The organism is Collibacillus ludicampi, assembly GCF_023705585.1.
GTDB lineage: Bacteria > Bacillota > Bacilli > Tumebacillales > BOQE01 > Collibacillus > Collibacillus ludicampi.
Window position 1 is genome coordinate 1,051,984 of sequence record NZ_BOQE01000001.1, and the last position, 13,457, is coordinate 1,065,440.

At 42.9% G+C, this 13,457-nt stretch carries 15 protein-coding genes and 1 pseudogene; all 16 read right to left on the reverse strand.

What is annotated here, in order from left to right; genetic code table 11:
* Positions 1 to 3: 3 nt before the first annotated feature.
* Complete coding sequence (gene neuC, locus DNHGIG_RS05335) at positions 4 to 1,158, reverse strand: UDP-N-acetylglucosamine 2-epimerase (RefSeq protein ID WP_282198688.1); 1,155 nt, start codon at positions 1,156 to 1,158, stop codon at positions 4 to 6.
* A 10-nt stretch (positions 1,159 to 1,168) separates the two neighbouring features.
* Positions 1,169 to 1,870: an acylneuraminate cytidylyltransferase family protein gene (locus DNHGIG_RS05340; RefSeq protein WP_282198689.1), complete on the reverse strand. Its 702-nt coding sequence runs from the start codon at positions 1,868 to 1,870 to the stop codon at positions 1,169 to 1,171.
* Between the two features lies 1 nt (position 1,871).
* A complete protein-coding gene (locus DNHGIG_RS05345; RefSeq protein WP_282198690.1) occupies positions 1,872 to 2,903 on the reverse strand; it encodes a UDP-N-acetylglucosamine 4,6-dehydratase family protein in 1,032 nt (343 codons plus the stop codon).
* 32 nt (positions 2,904 to 2,935) lie between these two features.
* A complete protein-coding gene (locus DNHGIG_RS05350; RefSeq protein ID WP_282198691.1) occupies positions 2,936 to 3,400 on the reverse strand; it encodes a hypothetical protein in 465 nt (154 codons plus the stop codon).
* A complete protein-coding gene (locus tag DNHGIG_RS05355; protein ID WP_282198692.1) occupies positions 3,375 to 4,730 on the reverse strand; it encodes a motility associated factor glycosyltransferase family protein in 1,356 nt (451 codons plus the stop codon). The genes DNHGIG_RS05350 and DNHGIG_RS05355 overlap by 26 nt, the downstream gene beginning before the upstream one ends.
* Positions 4,727 to 5,296 (reverse strand): DUF8042 domain-containing protein, encoded by a 570-nt coding sequence (locus DNHGIG_RS05360; protein ID WP_282198693.1) that lies wholly within the window; start codon positions 5,294 to 5,296, stop codon positions 4,727 to 4,729. Before DNHGIG_RS05360 ends, DNHGIG_RS05355 begins: the two co-directional genes overlap by 4 nt.
* A 39-nt stretch (positions 5,297 to 5,335) precedes the next feature.
* A pseudogene (locus DNHGIG_RS20950) lies at positions 5,336 to 5,521 on the reverse strand (Rrf2 family transcriptional regulator); the annotation flags it as partial.
* A gap of 59 nt (positions 5,522 to 5,580) precedes the next feature.
* Positions 5,581 to 5,964 (reverse strand): flagellar export chaperone FliS, encoded by a 384-nt coding sequence (gene fliS / locus DNHGIG_RS05365; RefSeq protein WP_282198694.1) that lies wholly within the window; start codon positions 5,962 to 5,964, stop codon positions 5,581 to 5,583.
* Complete coding sequence (locus DNHGIG_RS05370) at positions 5,961 to 7,847, reverse strand: motility associated factor glycosyltransferase family protein (protein WP_282198695.1); 1,887 nt, start codon at positions 7,845 to 7,847, stop codon at positions 5,961 to 5,963. The genes fliS and DNHGIG_RS05370 overlap by 4 nt, the downstream gene beginning before the upstream one ends.
* A gap of 50 nt (positions 7,848 to 7,897) precedes the next feature.
* Complete coding sequence (fliD, locus tag DNHGIG_RS05375; RefSeq protein ID WP_282198696.1) at positions 7,898 to 9,676, reverse strand: flagellar filament capping protein FliD; 1,779 nt, start codon at positions 9,674 to 9,676, stop codon at positions 7,898 to 7,900.
* 15 nt (positions 9,677 to 9,691) lie between these two features.
* Positions 9,692 to 10,033, reverse strand: a complete 342-nt coding sequence (locus tag DNHGIG_RS05380; RefSeq protein ID WP_282198697.1) for a flagellar protein FlaG — start codon at positions 10,031 to 10,033, stop codon at positions 9,692 to 9,694.
* Positions 10,034 to 10,107: 74 nt separating this feature from the next.
* Positions 10,108 to 10,926 carry a flagellin N-terminal helical domain-containing protein gene (locus DNHGIG_RS05385; protein ID WP_282201361.1) on the reverse strand — a complete coding sequence of 273 codons (819 nt, stop codon included), beginning with the start codon at positions 10,924 to 10,926 and terminating at the stop codon, positions 10,108 to 10,110.
* 185 nt (positions 10,927 to 11,111) lie between these two features.
* Entirely contained in the window at positions 11,112 to 11,339 is a 228-nt protein-coding gene (csrA, locus tag DNHGIG_RS05390) for a carbon storage regulator CsrA (RefSeq protein WP_282198698.1), read from the reverse strand.
* Positions 11,327 to 11,794, reverse strand: coding sequence for a flagellar assembly protein FliW (fliW, locus tag DNHGIG_RS05395; protein WP_282198699.1), 468 nt, complete (start codon positions 11,792 to 11,794; stop codon positions 11,327 to 11,329). Before fliW ends, csrA begins: the two co-directional genes overlap by 13 nt.
* Before the next feature lie 78 nt (positions 11,795 to 11,872).
* Positions 11,873 to 12,442, reverse strand: a complete 570-nt coding sequence (locus tag DNHGIG_RS05400) for a DUF6470 family protein (RefSeq protein ID WP_282198700.1) — start codon at positions 12,440 to 12,442, stop codon at positions 11,873 to 11,875.
* 50 nt (positions 12,443 to 12,492) lie between these two features.
* Positions 12,493 to 13,401 carry a flagellar hook-associated protein FlgL gene (gene flgL, locus DNHGIG_RS05405; protein WP_282198701.1) on the reverse strand — a complete coding sequence of 303 codons (909 nt, stop codon included), beginning with the start codon at positions 13,399 to 13,401 and terminating at the stop codon, positions 12,493 to 12,495.
* Positions 13,402 to 13,457: the final 56 nt, after the last annotated feature.

Sequence of the window (13,457 nt, forward strand, 5' to 3'; positions counted from 1 at the left end):
CTCTTAGTACGTCATTTGTTTTTGTAAAAGTTTCTTATCCAGTGAGCATTTCTTTAATAATTGAACAATTCTTTTTGATGCTTGTCCATCTCCGTATGGATTCACACACGTTTTAAGTTTTTCATGAAACTCTTGATCTTCAAGTGCGAATCGGATTGCGCTCTCGATTGCATCGGTATCGTAATCAACAAATATAACATTTTCAGCGTGTTCTCTACCGAGGTTACGCGTACCAATATGTATAAATGGCAAGCGGAAAGACGGGGCTTCAATGATACCCGAACTTGAATTGCCGATGAAGACTTGCGTATGCGTAAGAAGAGACAGATAAAGATCATGATGGATATTGCGAAAGATATGCAACCAGGTTCGATCTCTATATCGCTCAATCACATCCACCATTTGTTCACTTCCCGGATCATTATTGGGATAAACAATCACCGTTTGCATTTTTACCCTGTCGAGAGCGCGCAAAATCACTTCCATTTGTTCTCCCGCTCGCTCCCTCTCCAAGATCACCGGATGTTGGATACAAAGCAAGATCGGCTCCTCACTCTGAATGCCCAATGTTTCGCAGATTGTCTCACGATCTATAAACTCTCGATGTAATATCGAATCTAATCCAGGGGCACCCACTTGATAAATCCGCCAATCTTCTTCCCCCATTTTCTTCAAGCGCTCAGCGCTTTCTTTCGTCGCCACGAAATGTAAGTGTGCAAATTTGCTAATCGCATGTCGAATCGATTCATCAATATGGCCGCTGTTGATTCTTTCTCCTCCGTGAATATGGGCAACAGGGATGTTTAAAGTTACGGCTGCGAGTACGGCCGCTAATGGCTCTAATCGATCACCAAGCACCAAAAGAATGTCCGGCTCCTGCGCCCTTAGCACATCGCCAATTGCCTGAACTCCCTTACTCAAAGCATTATAATACTCCGCTTCTTGCTCGATCCCCGAATACATCGATACTCTCGCTTGAATGGGAAAACCTTCCCTTTCAATCTCATGAACCGTTAACCCGTGAGTTTCAAGTAGATGCATTCCTGTAACAATAAGACAAAGTTCCAATGCCGGTTCTTGCAAAATGGCACTTATAATTGGGCGAAGAAGTCCAAACTCCGCTCTTGTGCCTGTCAGAACAGCTATTTTCCTTTTCATAACTCACATCCTATCGTCCATGCATGTTGAGCCAAGTCTCAGCTACTTTGAAGTCGAACCAAGTATCTATATCTATGGAACGATCCACATCCATGATCCAGACTCCTTGCCGGATTTGATCAGTCGGTTTTGGCTGCGTAACTTGCTCTTTTTTATATACATAAACCGCTCCGTTTAAGGCAAAAACATTTGGAAGCTCTTGTCTACGTGAGACAAAACCATTTGGAAAAAAAGGGGTCGCCCGCTCGTTTTCCACTTTTAACATCCAGTACGGATGATGTTTGACACGACAAACGGATGTTACTAAATCCGCGTCTAAACGATATAACACGTTAACAGCCCCATCAATGTCTTCCTTCGTACGGAGAGGGGAAGTCGGTTGCAAAAGTACCACAAGATCTGGTTGGAATCCTTCTTTCTTCTTTAATACTTCTAAAGCATGTTGAAGGACAGGCATCGTTGGTGTATCGTCTTTCGCTAACTCCGCAGGACGCAGAAACGGCACTTCGGCTCCAAATGACTCTGCCACTTTCGCAATCTCAGGGGAATCTGTCGTCACGAGGACACGCGTGATCGACTTCGCTTCCAATCCAGCCTCAATTGAGTAAGCAATTAACGGTTTCCCTGCAAGAGGAAGAATGTTCTTATTAGGAAGCCCTTTCGATCCCCCTCTTGCAGGTATGATCGCGAGAACAGCAGGTTGATCCGACACTTCAACTCTTCTCCTTTAACAAATCTAATTGTTTCCCTATCTCTGAAGCTATTAAATCTTTCACTTGAGCAGGTGTTAACAAAACCTCATCGAGAGAGGAATATCGTGTGCGATGAGTCAGTGGAATCCCCTTCTTATTCCAGGTTGTGAGATTCTCAACGGAATCAGGAACGATTACAAACATATCCTCAAACTCGTATGCACGCTTTGCTTCATCTTCTGTCATTAATTCTTCGTACAATTTTTCACCTGCCCTCAGTCCAATCACTTCAATGGGAACGGGGGTTTCATTCCTTTCCTCTGCAACCATGAAGCGAATCGCATCCGCAAGATCGGCGATTTTTAAGACAGGCATCTTCAAGATAAAGATTTCTCCACCTTCTGATGCTTCTGCCGCTCGAAAGACCAAACGCACCGCTTGTGAAATCGACATCATGAAACGAGTCATTTCAAGATCGGTCACAGTCAAAGGCTTTCTTGCCAATGCCTGTTGGATAAAAAGAGGCACGACCGATCCCCTGGAGCCTAACACATTTCCAAATCGAACACACGAAAAAACCGTTCGTTTTTTGCCTCGATACAAATTCGCTGCTGTAACTAACTTTTCCATCAACAGTTTGGTCGTTCCCATCGTATTCGCGGGATTAGCTGCCTTATCCGTTGAAATGGCGATTACTTTTTCCACATTATGTTCCAGACAGCAGTCAATCAGATTTTGTGTTCCCAAAACGTTCGTTTTAATTGCCTCAAAGGGATTGTATTCACAAGCGGGAACATGTTTTAACCCGGCAGTATGAAAGACAAAATCAATGTCTTGTAACGCGAAACTCAACCGCTCTCGATCTCGTATATCTCCGATCAGATAACGAATGTTATCGTATTCTGTTAATTCCTGTTGCATAGAAAATTGTTTTCCTTCATCACGGCTAAAGATACGAATCACGTTCGGGCCCATCGATAATAATTGGCGGACAATTTCTCCACCTATTGATCCGGTTCCTCCCGTGATCAATATATTTTTCCCTTTGAACATCTTTTAGACCTTCCTTATTGTCATGATCTTTGTTAACCTTGTTGATCATAAAACTTTGATTGATCTAACAGTGGAAAATGATGATCCGCTTGTTTGATCATTTTTTTATACATTCCCGATGCTTGTTGTGATTGCTGAATTCCTTGAATCCTTTCATACAGTTGACGCTTTCTTTCCTGGAGAAGAACATGTAAATAACGGTCACTGGCAATGATTTGATCGATCGCTTCCCTGAAAGCTTCTCTCATCTTTTGAATCTCCGTATTTACTTCCGGATTTCCAGAGGAAATAAGCACTTGTTCCTCCAAAATAAATTCTTTTTGCAAATGCTCAATGCTATGAAAAAGTTTTTCTCGTTCTGCAGTCAAGATTGAAATTTGAGAATCCGTTTGGCCAGATAAACAATGCTGCTGACGCTTTGATAGCTCATGTAACTCTCGATAACATACCAACAATTGTTCCGCTATTGATCTAATCCTCGTTTTTGTCATGAGCATTTCCTCGGTCTCCTGAGCCTAAAATATTGTTAATTCGTTCTGAGATTCCAAAGTTCTTTGACAATAAACCTTCATGAATCAAATCATTAAGATTCTTCTCTACCGTTCCTGAAATTCTAGCTCCCATCGATGCATTATAAAATTGAACGGAAGAATGTTCAGAAATGTACCGTTCGACCCATTTTCGAAATATATCCCAACTGACAGATGTCTTTATCAAACCTCCTCCAACCGCTTCCGTATACCTTACACATGTGGAAGTAAATGAAACACGTTCTCCATCGTAGATCGTCCCAGAAGCGTGAGTTCTTCCTTTTACGTAAGCAAAATCGCAACCAACGAATATGATTGGATTGCATCCCATCAAACCAGCGATCGAAAGTGCCGCTGTGGTCACCGAACCACCGCTCGAAACAGTTGTAAACTGAAGTCTTTCGGCTTCCGATTTCAACTCCTCAATCCCATCGGGAAATGCCCAAATGACAGTTTCGGGATACGTAAGAGTCAGTTCCGGACTAGCGGTCGGAAAGGTAATTAAAGGGGGATAACTTTTGATACCTTCAAATTGACGAATGACACGAGCATCTGCCTCAGTGACTACCACAAAATCAGGGTGTACGTTCTGTTGTTGCAAGGCTTGAAGTGCTGTTCCCACGCAAAAAATGACCGCTTGATCCTTCACGTTTGCAAGTAAGGGCAAAACATCGCTCAGAGATGGGCCTGCTGCCGCGATAATTGCAGGAACCCCATCAAAACAACCGGAAAATACACTAACATTTGGATGATCGTACAAATAGGGTCGTACCCTTTCTACATTGCTTAGCAACAGCTTTTGCTGTGCAGTCAGTGAGGAGGCTTGTACATGATATTCTTCAAGCAAGATTCGGATCTGTTCCATGCCTTCGGGAATGGCTTTCAACGACGGGCCATGGACATAAAAGGAAGCCGTTCCTTCCTGCACCGCTTGTAAACAGTTTGATAAGTTTTCAGCAAAATCTTGAAGAGAGACTATAGATATCAGTCGAAAGCGGGAATCTTCCAAGAGATCCGTAATGAGTCCGTATCTGAGAGCCGTATCCAATACCTCCTGACAGCACTCCAGAACGATCAATTGTTGTTGCGGATCCATTCCTTCTTTTAGTGCGCGAAGATGATGACCACATCCCAATCCGTAAATAATCAAATCACGATCTTGGGGGACGTTCCATTTTTTTATGAGTTCTTTCGCTTCCCGAATAGGATCATAACGACTATGTAAATAAATAGTTTTTCCCTTTGCTTGGATCGAAATTGTCGGCTGACCCGTACGTGCTTGGATGAGTCGAATCATTGGATTTCTTGTCCTTCATATTCTTTGATGAAATTCAACCATTCGCTCAACAGTGGAGCAAGCTCATATTCCATCAAATCTGCGACCGTTACGAAGTCTTCGTTTTCCCAAGCTTCCAAGACCTCTTTGAGCAAAGCCTGATTTCTTTGATGAAATTCAAGAGCCTTGGGCTGGCTAGATAATAGAACTGAACTATTTTGAATCAGTTGAGCGTTCCAATGTAACCCGTTTTCCGCCTGTAAGAAGAGTTTGATCGCTTCACCATCTGAGCCGCTACGAAAATATTCGGCAATCTGAAAAATAGCATCGATAAGTTTGGGTAAATATTCGATCGCAGATTGGTAGGTTTCTTTCAATAACGCTAAAGGACAAATCGTATCGACTTCTATCAGCTCCACTTGTTGATAGGGAATACTTGTACTCTCATCGAGTAATTCCCCGTTCACACGCACCTGTTGTATCAGTTTCTTTTGGCTATCAACGGTTGCTCGAATCTTCTCCCACAATTCATCACTGAATGTTCCTGACAGTTCCTTGTATTCAACCCCGTCAATTGTAACACGCATTGCTTTCTCCCCCTTATTTCTATCGCAAATATAATACCCGCCACCAGGACCGCGCCTTACCTGAACAAGCCCCTTTTTTATTAAGGACATCATGCGTTCCCTTACGTAAGCCGGATTTAGTTGTAATCTTTTACCTAATTCCTCAGATGTCACAGGATGCGCATAATCGGTTCTTTCCATCTGCAGAATTTCCAATATATTTTCCTCTAGTGCAGTCAATGGCATCTCTCATCCACTCATCGTTATTTAAGTCAACATATCCTTACATATTTTTATAAATAAAATTATTTATTGCTTTTTTCCTTTGCAACCTGAATGCTTGCCTGTTGAAACGTATCCCGCAATTCCGTCCCCAATTTGATCACGTCATCAATCATCGATGGATCTTTTTTGATATTGGCCTCGACCAAATGCCTGTACATGAAATCATAGAGAGCATAAAGATTCTCACAGAGTTCCGGGGCCACTTTTCGATTCAACGTAGTCATTAATTCTACAAGGATGTTCTGCGCTTTGACGATCCAATGATTGGCCTGATCCAATCGGTTCTCCTTCATCATCAGTTGCCCCTGTTTGCAAAACCGTATAAAACCATCAAACAGCATGAGTAATAATTTACTTGGGCTCGTTTGTACCGAGGACTGTTGATAGGCTTGAATGCCTTTCATTGGGCCTTCATCTCCTCCATGTCGCAAAATCTTTCATAATAACGCTTGGAATAAAGTTCAAGCATTTCAATAGAACGTTGACTGACGGTATGGAGCTGTTTATAGAAATGTAATGATTGACGACACGCAGCTAAATCTTTTTCTCGTGAATCCAATTGAAGTGAAAGATTTTTTTCGAAGTGGATATCCGAAAAGACTTCTCGGTAAGCGGTCGCATCCATAAACATAAGAGCTAATTTGTATCTTTCGATTCTTTTTTCAAGAGAATTTATTTCATGAACAAGGTTAGATGTTCTCTCCCGCTCCCCTTCTTCCAAAGCCGTGATAAATTCGTTCATTCGATCACAAATGGTTTGTAAATCACTATTGACTTTTCGTAATTGAGCAATTGTTTGCCTCATCTTTCTATATCCATAACGAATACGTTGCCAAGATACCTGATTATATGACATTTTTTCCATCATTTCATGAATGGGCAGGACTTCTCTGCAATAACGTGCGATTGCTTCTTGCAAAGTCATAATCTTGACACCGTTATATAACGCACCGCCTTCTGTGGCATTGATATATGTCCGTTTCCCAGAATACATACGCCCTTCAAACCATTTGAGATACACCAGATAATCATGAGTAGTAAATATGTCATTACCGTATATATCCTTTATTGGTATCAATTCTCTTCTCTTTTGTATTTCGTCAGTGCTGAGATTTTCGAATCTCGTACCTGCCGCATAAGCTTGTCCACCAGGATACGATAAATCCTGGCCTACAAAAATCAAAGGATCACAACCCATATACTCAATAACTGAAAACGCGGTAGTAGCTACAGACCCACCTGTTGGCATAGCCAATGCCTTTAAATCGTCACCGAACGCCTCTTCCAGCCAGGGAGTAAAATCATTTATCGAACAGATAACTGCTTTTGGCCCCTTATGATGTTTAACAATCTCCTCATGAACAGACATTTCCATTACAAGTGGAATATTGGAATAATCAACACCTTCAAAGTGCTTGTAATTAAGATGACTGCCATCTACGGTAATAAGAAGATGAGGAACAATCCCTTCTTTCTGCAATGCCCTATACGCCGTATCAACACAAACTATAAGAGCACGGTCCCCTATGTCCTTAAGTAAATGAATATTTTTGTTTAGGGAGGGACCAGCAGATACGAGAATAGCCGGTTTATCTTTGAAACAGTTATGTAAATCCTCCAAACGACCCGCACGCATTATGTCAGGCAAATTAGCTAAAATATTTCGAACCCACTGATCTCCGAACGTTACCCTTGTTGCTACGTTGGCTAATCCTTGCCGATACGCGTCAACAAGTCGCTTTCTGCACAGATCGTAAAACGATGGATACATTTTGCACTCTACAGGATGTTCAAGGATACAAACTTCTGGCAAGTCAAATATATCTCTTTCAACACCCAATCGGAATAAAGAATAAATGATATCCAAATCATCCCCTACATAGATTAACAACCGTTTCTCGGATAAAACATGTGTCAAATCGCGGTAAGATAGGATAAGCTTAAAAAGTTCCGGATCCGCACCAATTACAATAACATTTACCTTTTCACTTGTGCGTACCAGAATTTCTTCTATGTGATAGAAACCTCCGATCCCCAAAACAACTACTGTTTCCGCATTTGGATTCCATTGTTTCTCAACTTGAATGTAAGCCTCGTTTCGAGGGCTATATTTGCTCGTTAACGTTTGCCATTTATCATTGACTTTCACTTGAACGGAAATATCGCCAGATCTCGTCGTCTCGACGATAAAACGATCGGAGGCCGAAGTTATCTCCAATAATTTTTTTGCCAGTAGGGGATGATGGATCTCCAATTGTTCTAAATTTCTTCTCAAGATTGGATTCATTTTAATTCGGCCTCCTCATATTTAAAGCAAAACCTTTGACTGTTTTATTTTTAGTGGCCTAAAAATCCTAACAAAGCATTTCCTTGCATGTGTGATTGACTTATCGCTTCATTCATTGCGGTAAACTGAGCAATGAGAAGTTGTTTTTGCTGATCGGCCATGTCGTTGACCTGTTGAATCTGATCTTGTAAATCTTTGATCATGTTCTGATACAGTTGGTCCTGAGAGGTCGAAATACCTGTAAGCTGTGAAACGTTTACAGAAGAACCATTCAAAGTGTTAACCATCCCCGTCATATTGGTTAGCACTTGATTGAGTTTAAGTGCCATACCCGTAATTAAGTCACGGACCATCGCCGGGTTTTGTTGAAGAGCAGCGGTCAATTTATTGGTGTCCACCGTCAAACTGTTTGTCGTACCGACTGGTGATCCAATGGCACCCGTTGAGATACCAATCCCCATTAGAGAATTTTGAGGATAATTTGGTAAGGGAACCGTGTTTCCGCTATTATCCATTGTTTGTGTAATTGGTCCAGTAACCGCATCACGAATATTTGCTTGGAAGGAGGCAAGCGTCGCATCACCCTGCAGATCTCCGTCTTTACCAATGAGATTTCCGATCATATTGTAGAGCGAGTTAAATTGTGAAACAAAGTTTTGTACTGCCGTTACCGCTTGCGAAGTGTTTGAACTAATGGTAAGAGTTGTCTGACCAGTTTTCAGGAGATTGACCGTGACACCAGGAATCACGTTTGTAACGGCGGAAGAAACACTGGTCATCAGCGTACCGTTCACAGAAAATGTCCAATTCGAACCCGCGGTGGAAACCGCCCCGCTCGCCGTATCTAACTGAAGTGCATGCATCAAATTCCCTGTCACGTCCTGCACGGTTACGGGTTGCGACGATTTGGAAGTCAGGATCACTTTATCGTTAATCGGATCGTAAGAAGCTGTAACACCCGCATTGGATGTGTTAATGCGATTCAAAATAACGGACAAGCTATCCTTCGTTGTATCATAGGTAATATCAATATTATTAATCTTAAAATCACCTGTAGTTGTGCTTGTGACCGCAGTTCCGAAGTTCGCCGCGGCAGAACCTACTGCTTGCCCTAACTGTACTTGTCCTTGCGCGGTTGTCGTATAAGTATAAGGTCCGCTTCCAGATTGCTGGGCGACATCGAGACCGAGCACATGCGCAAAATTACTCGTATCACCTGCGGATCCGAATGTCATTTGCTGATTATCGGTCGTTGTTATCACGATCTGCCCGCTGCCGTTGACGGTTCCGGAAACCGTACCGCCAAACGCCGAGGAGATACGATTCAATACATCTTGAATGGTATCGGTGGAATTGACGGCAATATATTGCGTTTGTCCGCCCTTCGTAACAGCAAAGTTTCCTGTCGTTATGGCCGCGCTAAACTTTGTTGCTGTTACCGAATCTGTCCCGCTGATCAGCTGTCCGATTCTCCCTCCGCTCGTCAGCGTTGCATTGCTCCCAATGCCTGTGACGTTAATCGTATAGGTTCCTGGGGCCGCTCCTGTTCCTGCCGAGGCACTCAGGATCGTCGTATCAGCTGGAGTAGCAGTAAACGAGCCAAAGGTAGTACTGGAAGCCAACGTTTGCAACAGATTTTGCAAGGTTAGAGCGCTGTTGTTGACATTTCTCCAATCTGTCTGTTGCTGCTGAATTTTTGACAGTTGGTCATTCAAGCCGCCCGGTTGGTAAATCGCCTGCCGGTTGATATAATCCAATTGCTGAATGATCGAGTTGGTGTCAATCCCGCCCATCATCTGGGTCAGCAGTTGCATGGAATTTATTCCCATTATTTTCCTCCTTTCTTACGCTTGGCAATCTACCCAAACTCCCGCTAAACGTGCTAGATCTCGTAACGTTTTCTCGATACTTTCCGGCGGAATCTCGCGGATAATTTTCCCCGTTGCTTCATCGATGACTTTCACTCGAATTCGATGGTTTTCTTGATCAATGGAAAACTGCAAGTATTGACGATCCGTATCGAGAAGTTGTTTGAGTTTTCTTTCGATCTCCGTTGTCACATGGCTTCCCTTTTGATTCACTTGATTGTTTCTTGGGTTATGTTCAATTGTATAAAGATCTGTTTCATTAGGTGATGGATTTTTCCGTAGGGTTGAGGCAGAGCCTTCAGGAATCCGCATATCCATTTGGGATCACCCACCTCTGTTTAGCAAAGAACCGGCCATCTTCCATACGGCCGGCTCTAATCTTAATACAGATCTTAACGGAGCAATTGAAGAACTGCTTGAGGTGCTTGGTTGGCTTGTGCCAACATGGCAGTACCCGCTTGAACAAGAATTTGGTTCTTTGTAAAATTCATCATTTCGGAAGCCATATCTACGTCTTTGATACGAGAATTTGCAGCGGTAAGGTTTTGAGATGCTGTATTCAAGTTTGTAATGGTGAATTGCAAACGATTTTGTACAGCACCGAAGTTTGCACGGTAACCAGAAACTTTCGAAATGGCAGCATCGATTAAAGAAATAGAAGCCTGAGCAGAAGCAGCTTGTGTAATATTAACATTGTTAACATTCAAACCGTTCGCACCTGCTGTAACATTGTACAGGTTAACAGTAATCGTTTGATTTTTGTTCGCACCGATTTGGAAATGGAGATTTGCGATAGAACCGTTCGCGATGTTTTTGGTGTTAAACTGTGTTTGCGTTCCGATTCGGGTCAATTCGGCCTTCAATTGAGTAATCTCTTTGTTCATTTGCTGCCGATCTGCCGTTGTGTTGGTGTCGTTTGCTGCTTGCACTGCCAATTCACGCATGCGTTGCAGGATGTTGTGTACTTGATCCATCGCACCTTCCGCCGTTTGGATCAAGGAGATCGCATCCTGTGCATTGCGCGACGCTTGGTTCAAGCCCCGGATCTGTCCAGTCATTTTCTCGGAGATTGCCAAACCTGCCGCATCATCTGCAGCACTATTAATGCGGTAACCGGAAGACAGTTTCTGCATAGAGATTTGCTCATTTTGGTTATTGATGTTGAGGTTGTTGAGAGCAGACAAGCCCATCAGGTTGGTTTGAATCACCATTGCCATGTTCCATTCCTCCTTGAATGATTGTTTCTGTGCACTTCCATGTGCTTAGTCGGATTCTGCTGCCGACCTACCCTTTCTATCGGCGATTTACCCGCATAAATTTAAAAGCATTTACAGTCAAAAAAAGCCCTCTATTACAATTAACAGCAACATTTTTATACTTTTCTCTATTTTAAGCCTCATTTCATTTTGTTTAGTATTTTTTTCAGTTCATCGATCCGTAATGACTTGGATGCTTGCAAATTTTCCGCCAGTATGGCCGAGTAAATTTCCTTCCGATATACTTTAACGTCCCGTGGAGCTTGGATGGCAATCCGTACTTGTTCTCCTTTAACTTCGACGATTGTCACTTCAATCTGTTCTCCAAGCATGATCGACTCACCAGGTTTTCTTGTTAATACGAGCATGATCCTTGTACCTCCGTACTCTCTTTCAGGCACGTCATCACGAGGGGGTATCTAAACGAGAGATGGTTGAAAGCATGCAGAATGACTTGCTCGCCCGTATTATTTCGCGTATGGATCAAGATAGGAGCTAATAGATTTAACGTTATAACTCCATTTCTTGCTATTGTTGCAATCACTCGGACGAGTATATGACCCGTTTCAACCGTATCCCATCCTGCTTCTTTTCTAATCGTGTCCCTGTTAGGGTAATCAGAAACGTATGGATATGGGTCCATGAGAATAAAAGTAAGATCTGGGTCTTCTAAAGATTGCATGAAGAGAAACGGCTGATACTCCTCCAGTTCGATCATGACATACCGTTTCAAGTCCTCAAAACCAGGCAAGCCTTTAGGAAAGGTAAGTACTTGCTGGTCACCGACCTCCAGATTTCCGAAGCGAGTCGTATGGATCAACATTTGCGAATGTCATCTCCTTATCATAAATAACGGGAGCTTCTTCAGCTCCCGAGTTGTTGAATTTTTGCAAGATGATGTTTATACAGATCGATCAATTCGTTCACCGGATACCTGTATCGTGATCGAGGGATATTGCGCCATTTGAATTTGAACGTTCCCCGGGATCACCTGTGCATGAACAGCATGCGCCTGTACTTGCACCTCAGGACGATGCAAGAATACACTCGTTCGCACTACAGCCGGTTGATAGGAAAAGTGCACTGGGGATCGGGGAATCAATCCTACATTAAAGTCATGTGTTGGCGGACGAGAGTTTTCTACAGCCAAATCTGCAATTACATTTCCATTTTGAATCTCCCGCGCGAGACGGTCTCCTTCTTCCGCCTTTTTCTTTATGTAATCAAGTACAGCCTGTTGACCATCTTGGGCAAACTGACGCGCAAGCTGCCCACTAGTTGCCAGCCCCTCCTCTGCGAATGGAGCCGATTGGTCGATGGACAGTTTTCCCCTCTCAGTCTGAATATCGAGTGTCGCTGGTTGTTGCCTGATTTCTAGATCAGCCGTTTTTTGCTGAACATTCATTCGTGCAAATGATTGCGAAATACGAATAGATCCCCAAGTCTGATGAATGAGTAACGTACTCGACACGTGCACACCTACTTTTTCCAATCAAAAAGAAAAGTATACTTCATGTTCCCCTATTTTAAAAAGTCAACAAGTGTAGGTACTAAAATACGCGCACCTACAGCCAAAGATGCTTGCTGTACGTTTTCTGCCGTTTTCAGGTCAGTGATTGTCTTGGCGATATCCGCGTCTTCGACAGAAGACAAGAGCTTTTGATAGTTGGTATTCATATCATTTAATCTCTGTTCAATCAGGTTTACCCGATTGCTGCGGGCGCCTATATCCGCACGCGCAGCTAGTACTTTGTCCAGTCTCGTGCTAATGTTATCAAGCGCATTCTGTATGGTTGATGTATCGTTATTTTGCAATCCGGTGTATAACTGGTTCAGTGCCGTAAACGCATTATCGGCATCTGAATTGGCCCCGAACACGTTGTCCGCGGTGATATTGACACTGATCGTTACCCCGTCAGAAACCAAATAATCAATGCTTCTGGTATCGAAATTCGCCCATAAATTTGTAGGATCGGTTGGGCTTCCTGGGTCACTGAACGGCTTTACATCTGTCTTCTGCCCGTTAAAAATATATTTTCCGTTAAACTGTGCATTCCCCAGTTGTACCAGCTGATGGAACAGTTGTTCCACCTCTTTCGCTATGACCTGCCGATCACCGCTGTTCAATGAATCATTTGCCCCTTGAACGGCAAGCTCCCTTGCACGCTGTAAAACATCTGTGACCTGTCCGATCGTGGAGTCCGTAAAATCCAAAACGTTTGCAGCAGCGTCCGCATTGGTTTTAAACTGGTTCAAATGATTCAATTGCGCACGATAACGCAACGCGTAATTCACCCCAACAGGATCATCAGAAGGGGTATTGATCCTTTTTCCACTTGCCAACATATTTTGCAGGTTCATCATACGCTCATTACTATTCGATAAATTTTGTAACATCTGCAGATTCATCATGCTTTGCGTCACACGCATGGTTCTTTCTTCCTTTCTATATACCCAAGGAAAGGATTATTTCATTCTATTTTTTC